The organism is Acinetobacter sp. 16, assembly GCF_033439925.1.
Lineage (GTDB): Bacteria > Pseudomonadota > Gammaproteobacteria > Pseudomonadales > Moraxellaceae > Acinetobacter > Acinetobacter junii.
The window spans coordinates 3,173,863-3,197,453 of sequence record NZ_CP137746.1 but is presented as its reverse complement, the minus strand read 5'-3'; the positions used below and the strand labels follow the sequence as shown (position 1 = coordinate 3,197,453).

General features: G+C 37.4%; 24 protein-coding genes, 1 tRNA gene and 2 pseudogenes. 10 read left to right on the top strand and 17 right to left on the bottom strand.

Going from position 1 to position 23,591, the window contains the following annotated elements:
* Positions 1-133: 133 nt before the first annotated feature.
* From drt3b to R2H34_RS15485, 11 genes are all read right to left on the bottom strand, one after another.
* Positions 134-2,107, bottom strand: coding sequence for an antiviral reverse transcriptase Drt3b (gene drt3b, locus R2H34_RS15535; RefSeq protein ID WP_087540176.1), 1,974 nt, complete (start codon positions 2,105-2,107; stop codon positions 134-136).
* A complete protein-coding gene (gene drt3a, locus R2H34_RS15530; protein ID WP_087540177.1) occupies positions 2,100-3,341 on the bottom strand; it encodes an antiviral reverse transcriptase Drt3a in 1,242 nt (413 codons plus the stop codon). The genes drt3b and drt3a overlap by 8 nt, the downstream gene beginning before the upstream one ends.
* A 603-nt stretch (positions 3,342-3,944) precedes the next feature.
* The gene (locus tag R2H34_RS15525) at positions 3,945-4,676 is read right to left on the bottom strand and encodes a hypothetical protein (protein ID WP_228715703.1); all 732 of its coding nucleotides are present in this window, start codon (positions 4,674-4,676) and stop codon (positions 3,945-3,947) included.
* A 224-nt stretch (positions 4,677-4,900) separates the two neighbouring features.
* Complete coding sequence (locus tag R2H34_RS15520) at positions 4,901-6,127, bottom strand: hypothetical protein (RefSeq protein WP_087540180.1); 1,227 nt, start codon at positions 6,125-6,127, stop codon at positions 4,901-4,903.
* Positions 6,128-6,243: 116 nt separating this feature from the next.
* The gene (locus R2H34_RS15515) at positions 6,244-6,501 is read right to left on the bottom strand and encodes a hypothetical protein (protein WP_087540182.1); all 258 of its coding nucleotides are present in this window, start codon (positions 6,499-6,501) and stop codon (positions 6,244-6,246) included.
* A gap of 3 nt (positions 6,502-6,504) precedes the next feature.
* Complete coding sequence (locus R2H34_RS15510) at positions 6,505-6,678, bottom strand: hypothetical protein (RefSeq protein ID WP_171488065.1); 174 nt, start codon at positions 6,676-6,678, stop codon at positions 6,505-6,507.
* Positions 6,678-6,908: a hypothetical protein gene (locus R2H34_RS15505; protein ID WP_087540183.1), complete on the bottom strand. Its 231-nt coding sequence runs from the start codon at positions 6,906-6,908 to the stop codon at positions 6,678-6,680. The genes R2H34_RS15510 and R2H34_RS15505 overlap by 1 nt, the downstream gene beginning before the upstream one ends.
* Before the next feature lie 245 nt (positions 6,909-7,153).
* Positions 7,154-7,444 (bottom strand): helix-turn-helix transcriptional regulator, encoded by a 291-nt coding sequence (locus tag R2H34_RS15500; protein ID WP_075167317.1) that lies wholly within the window; start codon positions 7,442-7,444, stop codon positions 7,154-7,156.
* A 131-nt stretch (positions 7,445-7,575) separates the two neighbouring features.
* Positions 7,576-8,253 (bottom strand): hypothetical protein, encoded by a 678-nt coding sequence (locus tag R2H34_RS15495; protein ID WP_087540186.1) that lies wholly within the window; start codon positions 8,251-8,253, stop codon positions 7,576-7,578.
* A 5-nt stretch (positions 8,254-8,258) separates the two neighbouring features.
* Positions 8,259-9,536: a tyrosine-type recombinase/integrase gene (locus R2H34_RS15490; protein ID WP_087540188.1), complete on the bottom strand. Its 1,278-nt coding sequence runs from the start codon at positions 9,534-9,536 to the stop codon at positions 8,259-8,261.
* Positions 9,537-9,743: 207 nt separating this feature from the next.
* Positions 9,744-9,834 (bottom strand) — tRNA-Ser (locus tag R2H34_RS15485).
* Between the two features lie 123 nt (positions 9,835-9,957).
* Between R2H34_RS15485 and R2H34_RS15480 the strand changes: the two genes are divergently transcribed.
* From R2H34_RS15480 to R2H34_RS15470, 3 genes are all read left to right on the top strand, one after another.
* Positions 9,958-11,835 carry a potassium transporter Kup gene (locus tag R2H34_RS15480; protein ID WP_004909798.1) on the top strand — a complete coding sequence of 626 codons (1,878 nt, stop codon included), beginning with the start codon at positions 9,958-9,960 and terminating at the stop codon, positions 11,833-11,835.
* A gap of 158 nt (positions 11,836-11,993) precedes the next feature.
* The gene (locus tag R2H34_RS15475) at positions 11,994-13,067 is read left to right on the top strand and encodes a DNA/RNA non-specific endonuclease (protein WP_087540189.1); all 1,074 of its coding nucleotides are present in this window, start codon (positions 11,994-11,996) and stop codon (positions 13,065-13,067) included.
* A 70-nt stretch (positions 13,068-13,137) separates the two neighbouring features.
* Positions 13,138-13,380, top strand: a complete 243-nt coding sequence (locus R2H34_RS15470; protein WP_087540191.1) for a hypothetical protein — start codon at positions 13,138-13,140, stop codon at positions 13,378-13,380.
* A 50-nt stretch (positions 13,381-13,430) separates the two neighbouring features.
* Here the strand turns inward: R2H34_RS15470 and R2H34_RS15465 are convergent.
* Both R2H34_RS15465 and R2H34_RS15460 read right to left on the bottom strand, forming a co-directional pair.
* Positions 13,431-13,619: pseudogene (locus R2H34_RS15465) on the bottom strand (aquaporin); the annotation flags it as partial.
* Positions 13,620-13,689: 70 nt separating this feature from the next.
* Entirely contained in the window at positions 13,690-14,700 is a 1,011-nt protein-coding gene (locus R2H34_RS15460) for an AraC family transcriptional regulator (protein ID WP_087540192.1), read from the bottom strand.
* Between the two features lie 115 nt (positions 14,701-14,815).
* Here R2H34_RS15460 and R2H34_RS15455 point away from each other — a divergent pair.
* A pseudogene (locus tag R2H34_RS15455) lies at positions 14,816-15,464 on the top strand (sterol desaturase family protein).
* Positions 15,465-15,763: 299 nt separating this feature from the next.
* Here the strand turns inward: R2H34_RS15455 and hisF are convergent.
* A complete protein-coding gene (gene hisF / locus R2H34_RS15450) occupies positions 15,764-16,522 on the bottom strand; it encodes an imidazole glycerol phosphate synthase subunit HisF (RefSeq protein ID WP_004812244.1) in 759 nt (252 codons plus the stop codon).
* 112 nt (positions 16,523-16,634) lie between these two features.
* Here hisF and R2H34_RS15445 point away from each other — a divergent pair, with 112 nt between their 5' ends.
* The 5 genes from R2H34_RS15445 to R2H34_RS15425 are packed head-to-tail and all read left to right on the top strand — an operon-like array spanning position 16,635 to position 19,495.
* Positions 16,635-17,585 carry a homoserine kinase gene (locus R2H34_RS15445; RefSeq protein ID WP_039908638.1) on the top strand — a complete coding sequence of 317 codons (951 nt, stop codon included), beginning with the start codon at positions 16,635-16,637 and terminating at the stop codon, positions 17,583-17,585.
* A 9-nt stretch (positions 17,586-17,594) separates the two neighbouring features.
* Entirely contained in the window at positions 17,595-18,212 is a 618-nt protein-coding gene (locus R2H34_RS15440; protein ID WP_005403365.1) for a DUF1294 domain-containing protein, read from the top strand.
* Positions 18,213-18,239: 27 nt separating this feature from the next.
* Complete coding sequence (locus tag R2H34_RS15435; protein WP_004909785.1) at positions 18,240-18,632, top strand: DUF4870 family protein; 393 nt, start codon at positions 18,240-18,242, stop codon at positions 18,630-18,632.
* 37 nt (positions 18,633-18,669) lie between these two features.
* Positions 18,670-19,173, top strand: a complete 504-nt coding sequence (locus R2H34_RS15430) for a GNAT family N-acetyltransferase (protein ID WP_005403363.1) — start codon at positions 18,670-18,672, stop codon at positions 19,171-19,173.
* A complete protein-coding gene (locus R2H34_RS15425; protein WP_005403362.1) occupies positions 19,163-19,495 on the top strand; it encodes an antibiotic biosynthesis monooxygenase family protein in 333 nt (110 codons plus the stop codon). The genes R2H34_RS15430 and R2H34_RS15425 overlap by 11 nt, the downstream gene beginning before the upstream one ends.
* Here R2H34_RS15425 and R2H34_RS15420 read toward each other — a convergent pair.
* Positions 19,492-20,334 (bottom strand): DMT family transporter, encoded by an 843-nt coding sequence (locus R2H34_RS15420; protein WP_050758683.1) that lies wholly within the window; start codon positions 20,332-20,334, stop codon positions 19,492-19,494. The genes R2H34_RS15425 and R2H34_RS15420 overlap by 4 nt on opposite strands.
* Positions 20,335-20,489: 155 nt before the next feature.
* Here R2H34_RS15420 and R2H34_RS15415 point away from each other — a divergent pair, with 155 nt between their 5' ends.
* Positions 20,490-21,041 (top strand): helix-turn-helix domain-containing protein, encoded by a 552-nt coding sequence (locus tag R2H34_RS15415; RefSeq protein WP_087540194.1) that lies wholly within the window; start codon positions 20,490-20,492, stop codon positions 21,039-21,041.
* A 61-nt stretch (positions 21,042-21,102) separates the two neighbouring features.
* Here the strand turns inward: R2H34_RS15415 and R2H34_RS15410 are convergent, their stop codons facing one another.
* Both R2H34_RS15410 and hisA read right to left on the bottom strand, forming a co-directional pair.
* Entirely contained in the window at positions 21,103-22,572 is a 1,470-nt protein-coding gene (locus R2H34_RS15410; RefSeq protein WP_087540195.1) for a SulP family inorganic anion transporter, read from the bottom strand.
* A gap of 233 nt (positions 22,573-22,805) precedes the next feature.
* Positions 22,806-23,537 carry a 1-(5-phosphoribosyl)-5-[(5-phosphoribosylamino)methylideneamino]imidazole-4-carboxamide isomerase gene (gene hisA, locus R2H34_RS15405; protein WP_004909768.1) on the bottom strand — a complete coding sequence of 244 codons (732 nt, stop codon included), beginning with the start codon at positions 23,535-23,537 and terminating at the stop codon, positions 22,806-22,808.
* Positions 23,538-23,591: the final 54 nt, after the last annotated feature.

Below are 23,591 nucleotides of genomic sequence, written 5' to 3'. Positions count from 1 at the left end.
CCCTTGCGAGGTTAGTCACTTTGATATCTGAAGTTCTTACGAGGTTAATCGTAAGAAGTATGCTGGTTAACAGATTGCTCTGTGTCTCCAGAGGAGGACGAACTACTCTATCTCCACTGGTAATCTTATATACTTAATATGCTTGTCTCAAGTCTTTCTTTTGAAGATAACTAAGCAAATCAAGGTGATGCCAGTCAACATGCCAGATATGACTTGATATCTCATTATAAAATTGATCAATAATAGATTTTTGAGTGAGTGGATGAGCTGGATTATCCTTGTCTAAAGAAGCAAGTACCTGTTTAAGCCAAGAAGTTTTTACAGTTTTTTTAAAATCAGGATGAAATAATGAATCAAAAAATAAATATGCTTTATTGGTGTTAGTAGAGAAATCAGACAAATCTGACAGATACTTCTCAATGGCACATAAAATATCTTTTTTCCTTTGTTGTAGTGCCGAATACTTTCCAGAATAATAAAGAGCAGAAATTACATGTAAATAATTTAAGTGATCTCCATTAGTAATATTGAAAAATTGAAAAGTTAAATCTTCTGGAAGCATGAATTCATGACTCAACTCCGTAGAAGCCAAAATAATATTTATAGCTTCTATAGGAAAATAATCATCAACTATATGAGGATTTTCATCTTCCATATTTTTTAAATATCTATAAATATGGTCATATATAAATTTAGAAATATGCTCATATCTATCATTAATTTTATCTTTGACAAATCTGATAGCTAGAATTAGTGAAGTTGATATTTTGTAGGAGCTATTAGTTGATGGACTTATACTAAATAAAAAGAACTGAATATCAATCAATACTTCAAGAGCATCTAAAAAGTTTTTAGTATTGACTAAATTTTTGTTATTAGTTAATTTTTTTATCCTTTCATTTATTGAGGATATTATATAAGCTGAAATATCATCATAAGAAATTCCATTTGTATTACATTGATATTGTATTGACTGAATAAAGCTTCTGGTTAGTTTCCAAGTATTTATCACTCTCTTAGGTTTTAAGGTCTTAGGGTTCTCATATTCTAAGAAGCTATCAAAAAAATCATTAACAATATTTCTTATAGAATATACTAGTTTAGATTTTCTAGTTATGAATGGTCGTGAAAGATATTCTGTTTTTGATTTATTCAGATGTAAGTTAAAATTTAATAAAACATCAGACAAGCATATGACGATCTTATTTTGAATATCTTTATTTATCGAAAATATAAAAAAGTCATCTACATAACGCTTTATAGTATACTGATTTCCGTATACTAATTTATATTTTTCTTCTAATTTTTCTATTACCTGAATATCAACTTTTTGTAAGATTATCTCAGCAAATATTCTACTTAGTTCGGGTCCGATTACTATTCCATTAGTCTCATTGTGATTCATTCTCTGCATTAATGAATCAAACTCATTAGGAAATGTCGTTTTAATAGTAACGTTTTCCTTAGTAAACTCTTTGTTTTTTACCGCCCAAGATATGCTATGGGTATAGATTGAATCAAAGCATTTAGATATATCTACACTACAGAACTCTGAATATTTTTCCTCTATATTAAAAAATTTTCTAGATTCAAAGAACTTATAGAGTCTATTGAAGCCTCTATATGAAAAAAAGGATGGTGAATGTTTGGAAATTTCCTCTGTTTTTGAAGTTAAAATTTGGTTGCTTCTATACTTATTAATATCTTCTAAAAGGTTTTTTTTATAGAATGACGTAGCGATTCTATTGGGTGATCTAATCGTAATTGGACTAGCTTCACAATAATGTAGTATCAAGTTTTCATATTTTTCATAAAATTTTACTACTTGTATTTGAGATAAAGGATGAATTAACTTTAATTTTCTAAATTCATGGGAATTCTTTTTAATTTTATATGATAAAGGGATTGTATGTGTATTAGACTTTTTTAGTCCGTTTATTAATCTTTTTTGTAATTCAATAGCAGTAGGAGATTTAAAGTCAAATTTAACAAAATTATAAAGACCAAAATTATTAAAGATTAGCGGGGTTTCATAAGGTAAAACTTCGGTGGTGAGTACTCTATAGTAATCATTTCTCTTAATTTTAAAATGATTTTTTTTAAACATTTTTCCAGCACTCCTTTAATACTTTAATCCGTTGGCCGCTAAAATAATTAAAACTTCTATTAGTATGGGATTTAAAGAAACTTAAACTTAGTAATTTTCTCTTTTGATTTTTAGATAATTTACTTGATATATTTAAATGTTTAAAAGTCGCTTTAGATAAGATTAAAGTTCTTAGATATTGATCTAACTCTAATAGGCTTTCATTGTTTTCACTAAGTTCTGGATAATTGTAATATATTCCGGAGAGTTTTTTTCTACCTTTGTTTCTGTCATATATACTGAAATTAGTAGATAGGAATAATAATCTTTCTATTAGAATTTCGAAATTCTGATCTTTTGAAAATGCTATAAAAGCACGAATAATTTTTGTTTTTATTTTTTTAATTTTATTGTTTGCTATATCAATTTTAATTGCCCTATTTTTATCTTTAGAATGATTGTTTTCTATAGAAAAGCTATACCCTAAATAGTCAAATCTATAATTTAAAGGGAGGGAGTTGTTATTAATGTTTTTACTTATAGATATAAATTGAAATTTATCATCACTATTAAATATTAGACCTTTAGGAAGCTCTGAAGAAAGATGGGTAAGAAAAGAGTCCTTATCTTCTTTGCCACTAGTGATGATGATGATGTCATCTACATATCTTCGATAGTAAAACACTACATTGTTTTTGCTTATAGCCTGATCAAAAGACTGCATATAGATATCAGATAAGATATTGCTGATTGATAAGCCTCTGGGAATCCCACTTCCTCCTAAACTTTCAAATTGTTTAAACAGCTCTTTCAGGATTTTTTTACTATAAGCACATAAGAAATAATTATTATCTAAATGTTCAAAAAGTGTATTTTTATCTACTGACTCAAAAAAACTTTGTATATCTAATCTGTATACATTGTAAGGCGTTGCTTCTCTAAGCAAACTAAGTAAATTTTTAATAATAGTATGTCTATTGGGTGCACTGTAATAAAAAGACTTTCTCAAATTTTGATGTAGCTTTCTTACTATCAAATTGTGTTCTAACAAATTGATTGTATAAGCACTTTTATTGTTAATAGTAACTTTACGGAGAAGGTTAACATTCCTCAAATGCCTTTGAACATCTTGATAAGCTTTATTAGATATGGTTTCTCTTTGCTGATTCCTTTGAGCTGCTGGAAATTTAGCAATTTCTGAGTTTAAAAAATATTTACTCAAATTATCTTTTGAATAGGAATGATCGTATGCCATTTGAATTCATTATCATTAGAGATATAAAATAAATTATATTATAATTTCATATGTTTAGTTGAAAAATATATTTCTTTAGACCTTCTTGAAGATATAAAAATTATAAAGGTGATAAACATGAATCTTCAAAAATAGCAATTTTTATATCCTGTCTAATCTTCGGTATAGGTTTATTAGTCATCCGCATTGGTGAAACACGAAATATAGACCCACTATGTGGTTATGAAGAGGGCACGGAACTCTGTAATGGGCATCTATACGCAAAGGTTAATGAGCTAAAGTCAGTTGATAACTGCGATGATGAAGCCAATGATCCGGAAATGAATATTAATGATGAGTTCTTAAAAGGTTGTAGAAAATTTTTTACTCATGAAAAAGATTAGTAATTAGCATCTATACATCAATCTATCGAATAAGTCATAACTATTCGTTAAAACAAGAGAAATTATAGGCAACTTTTTGAAACTTATTGGGGAAATATAAGATCTTTCAAATCTGTTCAAAATTTACGAATAGTCTCCATAGAGTAGAACGCTTTTATTCTAAGACTTCGCTCATTTTAATCCATCTAACGAGACGTACCCGCTAGATGGATTGTTCCTGTTAAGAACAACGGCGTTCATACTCGTAGTCAATTTTATTTAATACACCTTGAGCGTTACCTTGGAAAAGTAATTGATCAAGCGGACTTCTTAAGTCAGTTTCCCAAGCATTTAGATCTTTATAAGGTGCTGTCCATCTTGCCATTGGACCGCAGAAATCCCCATTAGCTTTAGATGGATATTTCGAACGTGTAATAGCAATAGTTAAGCTACAGTGAGTATCACTAGAGAAGCAGTCTAAAGAAGCCATAGTAAACTTAAGATTATTCTCTCTCATGAATTTTTCTAGGTTACTCTTACCGTAGTTGACAGGTAAAAAATGGGCACCTTTTAAATTATTGTTTTGCATTCTTATGACATCATCACCGAGCTTTGCACGTTCTGGACTTGCATCGAATTCATCCCAACTGAAAGCTTTTTCTTTAATTGTTTTAATCTCAGTTTTTACAGTAGGTGAGACAGCTTTATCTGCGGAATTTACTTGAGGTTTTTCTATTGAATTTTGACTACTTGATTCACTCGCAATAGATTGGCTAGCTTGCGTAGAGACTTCCTTATCAATGTAAGATCTAGTGATTTCTCGACTAACTAAAGGTAATAATCCAATCATAAATAGGGTGATACCATATTTTTTAAGCTTGGTGAGCTTTATTACCTTAAAACCGATAATAAACAGTAGACATCCTAAAAGCATTAAAAGTGTGAAAAAACCCGCCATTTCAATCTCATTCATAGTTAGAAAGTACAACGGCGAGCATTTTATTTTGTGTGAAAAGTAAAATAAATTCAACCAAAGCTCTAAGTACAAAGCTTTGAGTATCTTCTAATGCTTTTAATATGAATATATAGCTCAATAGGTATTAGAGGAGTCTTCGTAAGAAAACCTATTTAATTTTATAAAAAATAAATACTTAAATAGGTTTTGTGCACTGCAATTATGAGGTGATTTTGACGACCTTAAAACTTCCTGCATAAATTGAATATCGCTTTAGAAACGATGCTATTCAACTCCGCATGAGTCTTAATTCCATATTCTAAGTTCCTTCTATTTCGGTTTACACTTCTCACTGCTCGTTCTTGCCCATAAGGCTTGATGCTTTCCTCATAGCTTGATCTAAATGCCTCAGTTGCTTTCTGATCAAGCTCTGTAAATGTCAAAAATTTGAATCCTTGCTTAATGATGGTTTGCAGATTTTCGATTGAGCAATTGTTCTCTTTGAGAATAGATTGATCCAAAGTTACTTCAACTCGTAACCGATGTTCCTCTTTTGGTAAAGGTTGTTTATTGCTATCAGTCGTCTTTACATAAAGCCGATAACATAGTGGTGAGCCTTTTGGATTTACACCCAGACACCAGTCATGATTAAACCGTTTAAGAAGCATCAATGGCGAATGAGGAACAGGATTAAACTTATTTCTAATATCTACTTTTACATATTTGTAAATGCGAAAGTTATTTGCCGTTGCTTGGTATCGAAGAGATTTATGCAAAGCAGATAGTAAGCCTCTATTGTTCGCATTATAGAAATCTAGCGAAAGCTCAATATTGCGGATCTTCATTCTGAAAATTTCTGCACCGTATTGTTTCTCAAGTAGATCAGCAATCATCAGCAAGTCGGCTTTACTTTTGATGTCGTGAAGACGGACGGTAAAGATCAAGCCATCTTGATTGATATCACTCTCATCATGTTTCACATAATGCTTTTTCCCTGTCTTCATAGTTAGAAAGCTTTTAATATAGCTTCGGGCATTAGGCTTATGTGCGAAACTACAACGGCTTGGATCTACTTCAAAAGAAAGATCAAGCCAATCGATAACGGCTTTGATTTGGATTGGCTTAAAATGAATTGAATAACCGTTTTCCTGAAGCTCAGGATTTTTAAAGTCCATGTGTTTTTCAAAACTATAGCTAGAAATGTTGCTGTAAATTTCAGCTTCAATGGTTTCCGCAACATCAGCATTGATTTCTAAACGCCGTTGGTAAGCATCTAAGAAAGTATGAAGTTCGGTCGTTCCTGTTCTTTCTGAAAATGTTAAAGGTCTTCCTGATGAGTTCTGAAGCATATCCATCACAAGAAAGTTAAATAGCTTATCACCCTCGATATTGATTGCTCGTTCATCGCATGTTGCCATTGCTTCATAGAAGGATTCAAAGAGAATATTGCAGTATTGGTCTTGATTCATAGTTATTCCATGTTGCTCAACGGCGTATCTTTGAGCCGAGGAGACTTATTTGTAGCGGATCAGATGGAAAAGGGGATGCTTAGCATCCCCTTTGTTATTGGTTTGTTTGACAGGGCTTAGCTGACTTTCAATTGTTTTTGGAATTCATCGGTAACTTGTTTGGGATGAATATAGATACCAGTACTGATTTCTAGGTAATAAGCGATCATTTCACTTAAGGTCATGATGTCTTTAGCGTTGCTGAGATCATATTCATGAGTGATTTGAGCAATGGTATTTGTGACTTCAGAGCTAATAAGTGTATCTAGTACATCGACCGCAAGGGCTGTAGAGCCATCTTTCATGATGACTTCTGTTTTACTTAATGAACTCATGCTTTAACGTCCTGTTGTAACGAAGTAATTTTCAATGGCTGTATTAATCAGTACAGCCTCCTGACCCTGAAAAATTAAAAAGTAGGTTGTAGAAGCTGTGGATTCATATTTGTGAAGAATCTCATTGTCTTCTAACAATTCAGCCGACTGCTCATGAGAAATAATAGAAGACAGCATTAGATAATTTCTCCGTTATCTACTGGATGGTCTTCTACAGCGGTAATATGATATTGACCGCTCTCAAGTCCCTGTTGAAAGTGATATTCAATGAAGTAGTGAACTGCATGCTTAATTCCATCTACTGTAGTGAGATCAAATAAGCTTTGACCCTCATTCAGTAATGAGTTCAGTGTGTTTTGAACCAATGTATCTTTGAGCTGAGTCATTGTTTGTGTCATTTTTTCCATGTTGTATGTTCCTTGTTTGGCTCATTTGGTTTTGTTGAAATGAGCATTTACGAAAGCTGTAAGAACAGCAGTTGAGTATCGTCTCTCGCCGTTGATGACTTTGACATTGAGTTTGTATCCATCTTGATATCGATATTGAGAGGGATTAATCATCAGATACCGATACCAAGCCTTTTGAGAGCGTAGAGGTAGCCATTGGGCTAAAAACCTTGCGGATTCCCAAGTTGTAAATAATTCGTTTTGCATTACTGTTTCGACTCAAGCCATTCGATTAGGTCAGTGGTACGCCACGCACTCACACGTTCGCTCAAGCGTACAGGCGCAGGCATATCGCCTTTACGAACTAGGTCATAGATAGTTGAGCGACCTAACGGCAAGATGCCGACTGAAGGAGGGCGAGCTTTGATCCGTCGTTCCAAGCCTTTTGAGGTTTTATAGATACGTTCTTTGTGTTCGGCTGTTGTGGCGAGTTGGCAGATTCGCCAATAGTCACGCTCAAGTAAGCGTTTATAGATGTTTGGATCTTGTGGGGACATGAATTGCTCCTCATCGTTACGGTAGTGCTTCGTAGTGATAAGAAGATTAAAAAAGTGAAGATGTATAATCATCCTAACTAAGATTAATAAAATCTTAGTTAGGATTTTATTTATTTTAAATAATTGATTTTTTAAGTGTTTTTAAATAGGTATTTCTTAATTGATTTATTTGCCTGCGCAAAAATAGGTTCTACTGTATCGCTACTTAATCCTGCTTTTTCAATATCAATAGATTGAGCCATTAGGTCATATAAAGTATTTTGCTTTAAGCTTTTATATCTTTCGGAATTTTTCATACCTGCGAGCATTCCTCCAATGATTCTTAATAACTTTTGATTTTCTAAAGTTAAAGATTTTTCTGTTCTTGCTTCAATTAATTCATCTGTATTGAAAATACTTTCAAACTTTTCTTTTTCAATCAAAAAATCGAAACTATTGTATAACTGAGCATAAAATTCAATATCCAAAAAATCTAGGTTTGTTGGTAGATTTCTTAAGAGTGTGTAAGTTTCATCATTGATAGTTACATAGCTAATAGTAATAGGCTTCCCTTGAAGTAGTGAAACCACATCTTGATTGGTAATGTCATCTAAAGGTTCAACAAGTCCACGGAAAGGTTTAACAGAATCAACATAGTAGCCTTTGATTAAATTGGTATTTGAATCGATAGAGTTTCTTACGATAAAACCGCTATGCTTTAAATAAATTTTGATCTCTTTTGATGAATAAGCATCAATGAAATCATTCATATCAAATGATTTATGAGTGGTGAGCCTTTGCTGTACGTCTTTAAAAGTTAAATATTTCATTTAGATTAAGCCGCGCTATATTGAGTAAATTTGATTATGTTTCCGTCATTTGCAGGTTTAAATACAGATACGTCCCCACCTTGACGTAAAGTGTCCAAATAGTCCGCCCATAACTGCATAAGCTCACGTCTACGGCGTAAAAACTTAGTACGGTTGTAAGCTGTACCATTGGGATCACGTACCGTATGTGCTAATTGATGCTCAATAATATCGACTCGATATTCAAGCTCTTCACCTAAGATTGTGCGCGCCGTTGCTCGGAAGCCATGCGCCGTGTGCTTGCCTTTATAGCCAAGTCTATTGAGTGCTTGACGAATCGTATCCTCACTCATGCTTTCATGAGGTGACTTCACACTCGGAAAGACAAATGCTGAGGTTGTCCGCATATCTTCAAGCTGTTTCAAAATGTCAAAAGCTTGACGAGAGAGGGGAACGATGTGTTCTTGATGTGTCTTAGATGCACGAAAGCAAAGACGCTGATTCTCAAAATCGACGTGCTCCCATAGCAATTCACGGATCTCATTTGGACGTTGATAGATGTATGCTGAAAGCTTCAACGCAAGCTCTGTTCTTAAACGTGCACGAGGACTCTCCGCATGATATCGCCAAATCTTTTGGAGCAGTGTTTTAAGCTCTGATTCGCTTACTACGGCGTTATGATTACCTTTAATAGGTTTGGGTAAGGTAATGTCATAAGCTGGGTTATACGTGATCAGACGGCGTTTAAACGGAAGTTTTAAAACCATACCCATAATAGATTTAACACGGCGAGCCGACTCGAGTGCACCACGTTCTACAAGGCTATTCGTTACATCACGCTCAAGCTGTTCGACACTTAAATCAGTCACAGGTAATTTGCCAATGAACGGCAAAATATCACGATTGAGTTTGCGGATTGTTTCTCGGTCTACTTTGCCTTCAAGCTCACGAATCTTAAGCCACTCAAGGGCAAACTTTTCAAACGTATTCTCTAGCTTGGCTCTAAGTTCATCCCTATGGTGATTACGTTCCTCTGCGGGATCAATACCATCAGCAAGCATGCGCTTTACTTCATCACGTTTTAGACGTGCTTTCTCTAGGGTGACTTCATCATAGACGCCCAAGGCTAAGGTATTTCGTTTTTGACTGATTGGACGGCGGTAATCTAAACGCCAATATTTTGAGCCGTTCTTATGAATGAAAAGATACAGCCCACCACCATCAGCATGCTTATTACTGCTTTCAGGATCGTAAGCTAGATTCTTAACGGTTTTAGCTGTCAGTTTGTTGGATTGCTTAGCCAATTTTTAACCTCATTTGACGGTATAAATTTCAGGAAAAAACGAAACTCCCCTCATTAATAGTCGTTTTTAATGAGATACCGTCAAAAGTACCGACAAATATGTCGGGATACTACTGGACTGCGCCGTAGTGTACAGGCGTAAAAAAAGGCTTAAACCCTTTAGATTTAAGCCTTTCGCACTACGGTAAAGTCCCGTAGAAATCAAATTTGGCGGTGAGAGAGGGATTCGAACCCTCGAAACGCTATAAACGTTTACACACTTTCCAGGCGTGCTCCTTCAGCCACTCGGACACCTCACCAATGGGGTGCGATAGTAACTAAAAAAAAGCAGGCTGCCAAGTTGTAGCGAAACAGATTTGCAGAAAAACTTCTTGTCTAATGATAATATTGCGTCAAGTCACGTTTTATATTGAAGACAATATATGCAAAGTACTGCAAAAAAAGCAGCGTTGCCAGCCACGGCATTAGCAGCACTAGGGGTAGTCTTTGGAGACATTGGAACAAGTCCACTGTATGCATTGAAAGAATCATTTCATGCTGCACATGGACTCGGGATTCAGCCTGAAAATGTACTGGGTATCCTGTCCATTATCTTCTGGTGTTTGATGCTCATTATTAGTATCAAATACATCGCTATTGTTATGCGAGCAGACAATAATGGTGAAGGTGGAATCATGGCTTTACTGGCCTTGAATTTGCGCAAAGCCAAAATATCAGATACTAAAAAAATTTACTTGATTGCAATTGGGTTTATTGGCGCATCACTCTTCTTTGGTGATGGCATCATCACGCCTGCGATTTCAGTCCTCTCCGCAGTAGAAGGCTTATCCATTGCAACAGATGTACTCGATCCTTTTATTGTACCGATTGCAATTGTGATCGTTACGACCTTATTTTTGATGCAAAAACATGGAACCGCTTTTGTCGGGAAATTTTTTGGTCCAATTACCTTACTTTGGTTTTTGTCATTAGGTATTCTCGGAATTGTCAGTGTCATACAGACACCTGTGGTTTTGGGTATGGTGAGTCCGCATTGGGCAATCCAATTTATTTTTACTCATCCTTTACAGTCCTTTTTTATTATGGGTGCTGTAGTCCTTACCGTGACAGGTGGTGAGGCTTTATATGCGGATATGGGACATTTCGGTCCTCGTCCAATTCGCTTTGGTTGGTTCACCGTCGTTTTACCTTGCTTGGTGTTAAATTACGCGGGTCAAGGTGCATTGCTACTTCGTAACCCTGCTGCGATCGAAAATCCATTTTATTTATTGGTGCCGAGTTGGGCCTTATATCCAATGATTATCTTGGCAACTATGGCAGCGGTGATTGCATCACAAGCGGTCATTTCAGGGGTCTTTTCCCTTGCGCGTCAGGCGATTCAATTGGGATATCTGCCACGTTTAAGTATTAAACATACATCAGATTCAGAAGAAGGTCAGATTTATGTCCCATTCCTGAATTGGTTGCTTCTCGTCGCGATTGTAATTTTAATTTTAATCTTTAAGACCAGCTCAAACCTTGCAAGTGCTTATGGTTTAGCTGTGACCTTAACGATGTTGTGTGACACCATTCTGGTTGCGATCTTTATTTTCTATGCATGGAAATGGAGTCTGCCTAAAGTATTGCTTTTAATTATTCCATTTTTCTTTTTGGAATCTGTACTCGTTGCTGCTGCTTCATTAAAAATGTTCTCTGGTGGTTGGGTTCCTTTACTCATCGGTAGTATCGCGGTCATGATTTTAATGACTTGGAAGCGTGGTCGAGAGTTGACCTTTGCTAAACTTGAACACGATACTTTATCTTTGGATTTATTCGTCCGAAGTCTGGGGGATAATGTCCATCGTGTGCCTGGCGATGCAGTATTTTTGACAGGTACGCCGAATGTTGTACCTCATGCGATGTTGCATAATATTAAGCACAACAAAGTATTGCATGAGCGAAATATTCTAGTCACGGTTGTGATTGAGGATGTTCCTTTTGTTCCTCAAGAGGAGCGGGTTCAAGTCGAAACACTAAATGAGCATTTCTATCGCATTAAAATCTTCTATGGATTTAAAGATGAGCCAAATGTTCCACGTGCATTAATGCAAGCATATGAGCAATTAGAATTTGAATATGACTTGATGCAGATTAGTTTCTTCATTTCACGTGATCGTATCGTGCACAGTGTTGGTGATGGAATGTCTCCGTGGCGTGAACGTTTATTTATCTCAATGCAACGAAACACTAGCCCTGTTAGTGATTTTTATCAAATTCCGACTAACCGTGTCGTCGAGTTAGGTAGTCAAATCGAAATTTAAGAACTGGTTTTAAAAAAGGCACGTTCGCGTGCCTTTTTTATTGTCTGCTGATCAATTGTACAGTTTTGCGACATAAATTGTCGTTCATGCTCGGAACGCAATATACATCAAGCTTTTGAGTTGTTAAGCTTCGCATTCTTAAAGGTTTTGATGTAGTCATGGCAAAGAAAACAACGAGAAAAGGTAAATCACAAACTACTTTTTTGAGCAAAAATACTGGAAAAGTGCTGCTCGCGTTGATCGCAACAGGAAGCTTTGCGATAGCCTTTGGTAGTGAAAAGATTTCTAAATTTATTCCATTGCAATCAAGTAGTGGAGCGTGTCTTAATCAGTTTTATCGTGAAGTTCCTCCATTGCTCAATAAGGAAAGCTTAACCAAACATAGCTATGCCTTATGTTTTAATGATTTTAATGTCATGTATTCAGGTGTTTCAAAAACACCACTATGGTCAGCCGAGTATTTAAGCCCTGATCGATTAAGTATAAAAATTAAACGCGAAGATAATTTCCACGAAGAAACACGTGTAGAAATGGTTCATCGAGCATTGTTATCGGACTATCGTGGTTCAGGATATGATCGTGGGCATATGGCACCCAATGCAGATATGAACAATACTGCTGCACAATATGATAGTTTTTCTTTAGCCAACATGGTACCTCAAGCACCTAAAAACAATCAGGAAGTTTGGCGAAAACTTGAAGAGGCTGTCCGTGCAGTTGTGACCAAACATCATAAAGATGCATATGTTGTAACAGGTCCAGTTTTTGAAGGAAAACGACTCAAAACAATCGGTAGCGGTGTGATTGTCCCGACTGCGGTTTATAAAGCTGTGTACTTACCTAAACAAGGGATTATTGGGGCTTATTACGCACCAAATAATAATTCTGAACAGGTTGAGGTGGTGAGCGTTTGTTATCTAGAAGAAAAATTAGGGATTAATTTATTTCCACAACTGACTGAACAGCAAAAGCGCAATATTTATCATTTACCATTATTGGCTCAACAGGTAAAAGCCAATAAAGAGATCAGCTATTCACATTGGGATGGTCAAAGTCAATGTGCTGAAGAAGCGACTACAGAAGCGATACAGGCACAGCAAAAACAGTTTAGTTCGGGTCAAAGCCAAACTTCACAGAGTAGTCTTCCGCAAATTGATGAAGAAACTAAACAAGCTTTAATAAAACAATTGGTCGATGCACTTGTGCAGTATTTCTTACAATTGTTGCGATAATCGAATCGATCTTGGTCGTAAATTGATTTAGATTCAGAATATAGTCCGACAATAATAAAGTGAGTAGAAAATGTTTAAACCATTTGAAACTGGAAATGAATCATCTTCGATTTATGATTTGACGCTTGAAAACCAAGTGGACTGCGTCAGTTTGTACGGTAATTTGCAGATTACAAAAGATCAAGTGGGATTAAAAGCGGCTAAAGCTTTACAGCAATTGATTAATGATGTGGTGATCGCTTTAGAAAAAGAAGAATTACCTGCACAGATCGAGCGAAAGCCAGAGCAGGAAATAGAGAATCCATTTTTATAATCCAATAAAAAAACAGCCATATAGTGGCTGTTTTTTTATGGAGTGATCATTTAATTTCGGAGTGTAGCAACCACTTTGTGTATGAGAGCACCAATAACTGCACCTACAATTGGTGCAATCCAGAATAACCATAATTGACCAAGTGCCGCAGTTTCTGCAAAGAAAGCTACACCCGTACTACGTGCAGGATTCACAGATGTATTCGTCACAGGAATACTGATTAAATGAATTAAGCATAGGTCACTGAATCTCGTATAAAGATTGTTTAATTAGTGATCAATTGTAAAATGGTGTGAACATTAATCGTTTTTATAAATAACTGTAAGTTGTGTTGAGTTTTCGCCATTGTTGAGGAGTTTGTCCTGTCCAAAGTTTAAAAGCACGTTGAAAAGCACTTTGTTCTGAGTAGCAAAGTAATAAAGAGATTTCTTGCAAACTCAGGTGCGGATCTTTTAAGTATTCTGTAGCCAACATAAAGCGGACTTGTTGGACACGCTCCTGAAATGTTGTGTTTTGCTGTTGTAAATGACGCTGTAATTGTCGTACAGAAAGTCCCAATTTCTCAGCGATAAAATCAATCTGATATTGATTCTTCTGTAAGCCCGTTAAAATTGCATGTTGTAAACGCTGATCTAATTGTGTTGAATTCGGTAGTTTATCTAATAGTGCCTGAGCTTGTTGCAATAACAATTGTTGCAGGGTGTGATCACCTGTTTTTAGTGGTTTGAATGCTTCAGTAATCGGGAGTAAGAGCTGAGTCTTAGGTTGATCAAAATGAACTTTGCAGTGGAAATACTGTTCATACACCGTGAGGTTTTTAGGTGCAGGATTCACAAAATGAACTTCGTGTAAATGGATCATTTCCCCTGACATAAACAATTTAAGGAATTGCACCATCAGTGCTATTGCAATTTCGTCTGTCAGTTGAGTGGGGTGTAGTTCAGGTGCTTCCCAACGAATAGATGCATAGGGTTGATTAAATTCAACAATTAAAGGACTTCCATCATAAATAAGTCGATGAAAATCATGATAGCGTGCTAAAGCTTCACCAAGACTTTCACAAGATAAGGCTAAGTAAGCAATAATCCCTAAATGCTTAGGTTGGACGTATTCCGCAATTTCTAATCCTAAACCGATTTTTGGATGTAGTTGATTCAACTCTTCAAGTAGATCCCGCCAAATGACATAATCAAAGCGTTCAAGGTTTTGAATTTTTTGTAATTGTTCAGGTAAAGCTAGATTTTTAGCTTCACAATAAGTCGCCAGTAAATGCCCCAAGCCACCGTAAACTGATCCTGTATAATTCTTGAGTTGAGACATCCTGTCTATTCCTCTTATTGTCGTGTTTTGTCAATATTAATATATCGTATCGTCAATACTTCGCCTACAAAAATTTATATCTTAAATAAAAAGAAGCACAGTTTAGGAGATCAAAATGATCAAGGGTTTTATCGCTGGTTTAGCGGTTGCAAATGCATTTGAATGGTTCGCACATAAATACGTTTTGCATGGTGTTGCATCGTCCTGGGCAACCCCGTTATAGCCCTGTACCTAAAAGCATGGAGTCGCATTGGGCGCATCATCGTGAAGTACGTAAACAAGATTTCTCGGATGAATGTTATGTGGAAGGCATTGATCACTGGCGTACGCGTAATGAGTTAATGTCACTTGCTGTAGCCGCAGGTGTGGCCAGTGTTGTGTTCTATCCTTTTTCAAAAGGCATGGCACTTGCAGCAATTTATAGTGCGGGGAATTATTATTATGTTCATCGCCGTGCCCATCTTGAGCCTGATTGGGCGAAGCGCACGATCCCGTGGCACTATGATCACCACATGAACTCGAACCAAGATGCAAATTGGTGTGTTACTCGTCCTTGGTTTGATTATGTGATGGGGACGCGTGTGGTGTCTTCAGCAGATTTGAAAGAAGCTAATCCATTGGGTCTGCCTTTACCTGCACCGATTTCGAAGATATTAACTGAAGCGATTGAATCAGTATTTCCTGCAAAATGGGTAGAGCAGAAACCAAAATTGGTGACCGCCGCTCAGACAGAAGAAATCGAAAAAGTATCGGTTGCATCTTGATATAGCGTGAAGAGGGTATTTTGACAAAACATGATGCTAGTCGCGTGCTTCTGTCGTGAATTGTCAATAAAATTGGCTTTTAATGTCAATATTTTTGCTGAATATCTCGCTAATTTAGCCCAAGCCTTTTTGTTGCTTGATATTTATCCAAATTTATTGTTTTTCGTTTACCCTCTAGCGTTGTATAAACGCATTTCATATACCTTGCTGAGCAAGGTATTTTTTTGACTAAAATTTGCCGAATAAAAAACCTCTCAAGCAATCGCATTGAGAGGTTTGGATCTCGCTATTTTTATTGCTTAAAGGCGCATTTCAATGCCTTGCTCAGCTAAATATTTTTTCGCTTCAGGAATCGTATGTTGACCAAAGTGGAAAATGGAAGCGGCAAGTACAGCATCTGCGCCACCTTTCAAAATACCATCTGCCAAATGTTGTAAATTTCCTACACCACCTGAAGCAATCGTTGGAATCGTGACACGATCATTGATTTGACGCATTAAAGCGATGTCATAGCCAGCTTTGGTTCCATCGGCATCCATACTGGTAATCAGTAATTCACCTGCACCAAAGTCTGCCATTTTGACAGCCCATTCTATTGCATCAATACCTGTTGGCTTACGTCCACCGTGGGTAAAAATTTCCCACTTATTTTCGCCAGTTTTTTTCGCATCAATTGCAACCACGATACATTGAGCACCAAAACGTTGGGATGCTTCTTGAACAAATTCAGGGTTGAACACCGCTGCCGAGTTGATACTGACTTTGTCTGCACCGGCATTGAGAAGTAAACGGATATCTTCGACTTTACGTACACCACCGCCTACGGTTAAAGGGACAAAGACACTCTCAGCCATGCGCTCAACAGTACGGTAAGTCGTATCGCGTCCATGATGGGTAGCAGTAATATCTAAAAAGGTAATTTCATCGGCACCTTGTTCGTTATAACGACGTGCAACTTCGACAGGATCACCTGCATCACGAATATCAAGGAATTGAACGCCTTTGACGACTCGACCATTATCAACATCTAAGCAAGGGATAATACGTTTTGCGAGCATAAAATTTTCCAAAAAATCGCCAATAGAGAAAGGAGACCGACTCTGGTGCTACACCTTCATGGAGGGAAAGGGTATTCTATCAAACTTCACAGCTATTTTTTGCAGGTTTTCCATGTCGGTTTATACCCCGTTGAGTTTAGAAGATGTTCAAGCTTTTGCTGAACCTTATGGTTTGGCAGTGATTGATCTGATTCCAATCCAAGGCGGTATTCAAAACACCAACTATTTTTTAGTGGATCATACTCAGAAACATTATGTTCTTACTGTTTTTGAAGAGCTTGATGCTGAAGGCGCTGGTGAACTTGTTCCCGTACTAGACTGTTTGGGAGAGGCAGGGGTTGCCGTTGCTGTACCATTGAAACATCATGGTCAAGCCATTCATAGCATCGCAGATAAACCTGCACAAATCGCCCCACGCTTGATGGGTGAACATCCAGAAGAAGCAACATTATTACAAATCCAAGCGATTGCTCAGGCTCAAGCAAAAATTCATGTGGCGTTGAAAGATTTTCCTTTAAAGCGTGATTTTAATCGTAATCATCAGTATTGGTCAGATGTAGCAGAGCAACTTAGACCCAATATGAATGACGATGATCAATCCCTATTGGATCAAGTTTTTCAGCAATTTGCCAAAATTACACAGCAATATCCTGATCGTCCTGTCGGTTTTATTCATTCTGATCTATTTAGAGACAATACATTATTTGAAGGTGATCAATTACGAGGGATTCTTGATTTTTATGAGTTAAATCAAGATGAATTTTTATTTGATATTGCGATTAGTATCAATGATTTCTGTACTGCTTATCCAAACGCTCATATAGACCAAGCCAAGGCAGAGGCTTTCCTTGCAGCGTATCAAAGCATTCGTCAACTCACAGCTGATGAGCTAGCGTGTTTAAATATTTTCTTGGCAATGGCTGCATGTCGTTTCTGGAGTATGCGTCTCCAAGTTGCACAAAAAAATGCGGAACAGGGTCGTACTGGTGAAGACATTTCACAAAAAGACCCGATGGAAATGCGGATGATGCTGCAAGATCGTTTACAAAAAGTTCAAGCTTAAGGAAAAAGCATGCGAGACCAAGGTCGTTTAGTAGAATGGTTTGATGATAAAGGCTATGGTTTTATTCAACCGAATGATAAGCACAAAGATCGGGTCTTTTTACACATCAAGGACTTTGCTCGCACAGGTCCTCGACCTCTTGTAGGTTGTGCTTTGGAGTACTTGGTGATCTTAGATGAGCGTGGTCGTTATCGCGCTCAGCAAGTCAGTTATCTAAAAGCAGCCCAAGTATTTGAACATAAGCCGAAACCTTCAGCTGCGAAGCCTGCTAAACGTTGGACAGCGATGCAAATTGCCATTGTGATTTATATTGTATTCATGGTCATCGCGAGCTTTAGTAAATTATTACCGCCTTATACTTTATTGTTCGTCAGTTTGATGAATGTCTTGAGTTATTGGCTATATGCTCAAGACAAAGAGGCAGCACAATTGGGGAATCGCCGTATTCCTGAGCAAACCTTACATATCGTGGATTCGCTTGGAGGATGGTGTGCAGGTTGGTTAGCACAACAAAAACTGAGACATAAAACACAAAAACAACCGTTTCGTAAGATTTATTTCTGTACCATAGTCTTCCATATATTATTGATATGTTGGTTAATTTCTCCACTCAATGTGTTCTATTGAGGGACTTCGTTTCTGGAGATAAATAAAATGAATTATTCCGTTGATCAAGACCCGAACCGTACTTTGACTTTGGTCCTTTACGTACTTTATATCATTGCGATTTTTACAGGTGGATTATTGGCAGTGATTGCCTTAATTATTAACTATGTAAAACGTAGCGATGTAAGAGGCTCTATTTTTGAAAGTCATTTTACTTGGCAGATTCGGACATTTTGGTGGTATCTCGCTTGGAATATCATTGCCTTTATTCCATTCTTCTTCTTGTTTTTTACAGGCGATAATCCGAATGCCTTTGCGGGTGTTGCATTATCAGGAACGGTTTTCTGTGTAGCGGTGATTTTCGCTGCTTGGGTTTGGATTGTATATCGTGCAATACGTGGCTTGATTGCTCTCAATGACAATAAACCTATGTATCAATGAATTGAGGTGTTGAACCTGAAGAATTGGTATTTATTTGATGCGTTTATATTATGAACCTTTGACTGTTGAGCATGCAGATCTCATTTATTCATATACGCTTGATGATGATCTATATCGTTTTATTCCTGACGTGAAATATCCTGAGCGAGAAGGATTAAGACAACGGTTTAGACAACTCGCCAAAGGTTCAGGCACACTCGAAGAAGTCTGGGTAAATTGGGTGGTTTTTGATGACACAAGTCAACAGCAACCGATTGGTACGCTGCAAGCTACCATTTTCCCTCATAAGCAAACTGCTTACGTTGGCTATATCATTTTTAAGGATTTCTGGAATAAAGGTTATGCAACTCAAGCCTTAAAATGGCTTGAAACCTATTTAAATCAACAATATGCCATATATAATATAGAGGCTTATGTCGATCAAAATAATCATGCATCCAAACGTGTATTGGAAAAATGCCATTTTAAATATAGTGGTTGTGATGGAAGTGATGCTGTTTTTAGTAAAAATCATTTAAACAGGTTGGATCATGATTATTGAGCATGTGCATTTAACAATTAAACCCAATCAAAGTCAGGCATTTGAGGCAGCATTTCAAAAAGCCAAAGCGATTATTTATCCGATGGCAGGATTAAATGCTGTACAGCTGATTAAAAATGTTCAAGATGATCATCGCTATATTCTGATGATATTTTGGGATCATATTGAAGATCACACAGAAGGGTTTAGAAAGTCCGCTGCTTATCAAGAATGGAAAGCTTTATTACATCCCTTCTATGATCCAATGCCAATCGTTGAATATTATCAACCTCAGATGCTACTGAAGAAGAATGAGCCGCCAATAAAAAGAAAAGTAAGCTAAGCATCTTTATTGTTTTGAGGAGAGTTGAGGATTTTGAGTTTGAGCTCACTCACCAAAACACCCAATACCACCAGTAATCCGCCAAATAATGCGAGTAAGGGCAAACGTTCACCTGCAATTCTTCCAATCAGACCTGCCCAAACAGGTTCACCTGCATAAATGATCGCTGCACGACTTGGATCAACCATGCTTTGTGCCCAGTTCATAACAAACTGAATTAAAGCACTGGCGAGCCCCAATCCAGTTGCGATTAATAGGAGAGGCCATGAAAATGCTGGTAGCTGATGTTCACCAACCAAAGGCATACTTGCGAAAGAGAGTAGGGCGGCAACCATAAGTTGAATCACAGTAACGCGTCGTAAATTTACTTGTCCTGCAAAATAACCAATCAAAATAATCTCTAATGCAATCACCAAAGCACAGATCAGGGTAAGTATTTGTCCATAAGAGAGCGTGATATTGGAAAAACCATTTCCTGTCAGTAGGACTAAGCCTGTAAATGCTAATGCTGAGCCGATCCATGTCATGAGTGATGGTGATTTTTGAAAAATAACCCACATGAGAATGGGCACTAAAGGAACATAAAGCGCAGTAAGAAAAGCCGATTCGCTACTTAAAATACTTTGTAGACCAATCGTTTGTGTGCCATAACCAATCGCAATCATGATACCGATAGCAGTTCCAGCCAGCGTTTCTTTGAGCGTTAAACCCGACATGGATTTTAATGAAAGTAGGAAAATCACACCTGCAGCAACTGCAAAACGGCAACCGACGAAAAACATCGGTGTACTAAAGTTGAGTGCATATTGCACGGCTAGAAACGTCCCACCCCAAATCATGGTGATAAAAATCAATGCAAATTGTGCTGCTCTAGGTGATTGCGAGAAAGCTGTCAAAACCAAATTCCAAATCTACGTGCAATATACTGCACATGTTGCATTAATTTATGCATTTGTGCAATATATTGCGCACAATCAAATGAGAGTGAAACTGCATGAATCATCCTGATGCGGTCTTGCAATATGTAGGGCAGAATATTCGTTTTTATCGAAACCAGCATCAATTAAGTCAGCAAGAGTTGGCAGAGCGGGCTGGAGTAAGCCGACGTACCATCGCATCTTTAGAAACAGGAATGGTGAATATTAGTCTGACCAAACTGGATGCGATTGCAAATGCTTTAGATGTGAATTTCAAACAACTTGTGACAGCACCAGAGCTTGTGGATTCTGCGGTCGTTAAGACTTTGGCATGGCAAGGCACTCATCTTGAGAGTCAGGCAACTTTACATGCATCCATCCCTGCACGTACTCAAGTCGAATTATGGACATGGACATTGGCTGTTGGAGAGACCTATGTTGCTGAATCTGATCAACAAGGGTGGCAGGAGTTGATCTATGTCATTGAAGGTGAGCTGAGTCTAGAATTTGCTTCTGGAACACATTTAGTTGCAGCGGGTACATCGTTTTTATTTGATAGTTCTGTTCCTTACCGTTATAGCAATCAAGGTACTGACATACTTCGCTTTATTCGAAATGTGATTTATTGATCTGAAAAAGCCAAACATGAAAGTTTGGCTTTTTTATGTTTAATGGTGTTAGTGTGTTGAACTAAATTGCATCAAACTGATGTTTAGTATGTGTTCCATATTTATCAATCATGATTGAGCTGGCTTCATTCAACCCACGTACCGTGACATTGACTCCATTTTTTTGGAACTTATTCACCACAGAATCTAGCATTGCCACTGAAGTTACATCCCAAATATGTGAATGAGTTAAATCAATAATGACCTTAGAAATTGGTTCTTGGAAATTAAAACCCTGCATGAATTTTTCTGAGGAGCTGAAAAAGATTTGACCTTTTAAATCGTAGACTCGTACATCATTTTCTATATAGCTGTCAACACGAATATCATTTTCTAATTTATTGGCAAGGAATAAAGCGGATAGTAATACACCTGTGAGTACACCGAGTGCCAAGTTATGGGTTGCTACAACTACAATAACAGTGACAATCATAACCACGTTACTACTTTTGGGATTAGATTTAAAACCTGTCAGTGATTTCCACTCAAATGTGCTAATCGAGACCATAATCATCACGGCAACCAATGCTGCCATAGGAATAACTTTGAGCCAGTCACTAATAAAGACGACTAAGATCAGCAAAAATACGCCTGCTGAAAATGTTGATAATCGGGTTAGACCACCTGATTTCACATTAATCATGGATTGACCAATCATGGCACACCCCGCCATCCCACCCATAAAACCAGATGCAATATTAGCTATCCCTTGACCTTTACATTCTTGGAATTTATCACTTGGCGTATCGGTCATTTCATCAATAATCGTGGCTGTCATCATGGATTCAAGTAAGCCCACGGCTGCGAGTGCAATCGAATAAGGTAAAATGATTTGTAGCGTTTCTAGGTTAAGAGGAATATCGGGTAATAAGAATACAGGCAGTGTATCTGGCAATTCACCCATATCTCCCACAGTGCGAATATCAATTCCGAAACCTACAGCGATCAGGCTAATAACGATAATACAGACCAAAGGAGAGGGAATAAGTTTTCCAATTTTAGGGAGTAAAGGGAAGAGATAAATAATGGCTAAACCCAAGCCAACTAATGCATATACATGCCATGTTACATTGATCAATTCAGGTAATTGCGCCATAAAAATGAGGATAGCAAGCGCGTTGACGAAGCCAATCACCACAGATTTAGAAACAAATCGCATGAGTTTTGCGAGTTTTAAATAGCCCGCCAGGATTTGCAGTACACCTGTTAATAATGTTGCTGCAAGTAGATATTGTAATCCATGTTCTTTCACTAGACTTGCCATGACCAAAGCCATTGCGCCAGTCGCTGCTGAAATCATGGCAGGACGCCCACCAACAAAAGAAATCACGACTGCAATACAGAAGGACGCATATAAACCAACTTTGGGATCAACCCCCGCGATGATTGAAAATGCAATCGCCTCGGGAATCAGCGCTAAGCCGACCACAAGACCCGCAAGCACATCGGCACGGATATTAGAGAACCATTGTTCTCGTACATTGGAAAACATAGAAATAGCCTATTTTTGAAAAATATTTTAAAGGCAAGTGATGTGATATAAAAAAGCACACGACTACACCACATCACTAGACAGTGATGAGTTATTTACAAGAGGGGGCTGTAAAAACTAGGGTGGCGTAAGTGACATTATAGAATTGAAGATCGAGATAAAAATCAGGATGAGGATAACATTTAAGCGAAAAAAGCTCTAGCCATTATTCAAATCGCTAGAGCTAAACACAATTAAAGTGATTGTTCATCAAGTAAAAGTTGAGCTTCACGAAGGCTTAAAGTGCCCTCATAAATTGCTCGACCTGTGATTGCACCTAAAATGCCAGATTGACCTTTTAAGTTGCGTACATCATCAAGATTGGTGACACCACCAGATGCAATAACAGGTAATCCTGAATATTGAGCTAAGTGAACAGTTTGCTCAACGTTGACACCTTGCATCATGCCATCACGTGCAATATCAGTGTAGACGATGCTAGATACACCAGCGTCAGCGAAACGTTTAGCAAGATCAGTCGCTTTAACATCAGTGACATTTGCCCAACCGTCAGTAGCTACCATGCCATTGATCGCATCGATACCAACAATAATATGACCTGCAAACTGTTTACATGCTTCTTCAACAAACTCAGGTTCTTTGACTGCTTTGGTACCGATAATGACAAACGATACGCCGGCATCTAAGTAGTGCTCGATGGTTTCAAGTGAACGGATGCCGCCACCAATTTGGATTGGTAATTCAGGTTGTGCTCGCGCAATAGCTTCAACCACTGGTTTGTGAATTGGCGTACCAGCGAAAGCACCATTTAAATCAACTAAATGTAAACGACGTGCGCCTTCATCAACCCAATGTTGTGCAGTTGCCACAGGATCATCAGAGAAAACAGTATCGTCTTCCATGCGTCCTTGTTTTAAACGTACACATTTACCATCTTTCAGGTCAATTGCAGGGATGATTAGCATGCTTTCGCTCCTAGCTTCATCGTAAATTAAAATTGGCTACATATTAACAAAGTA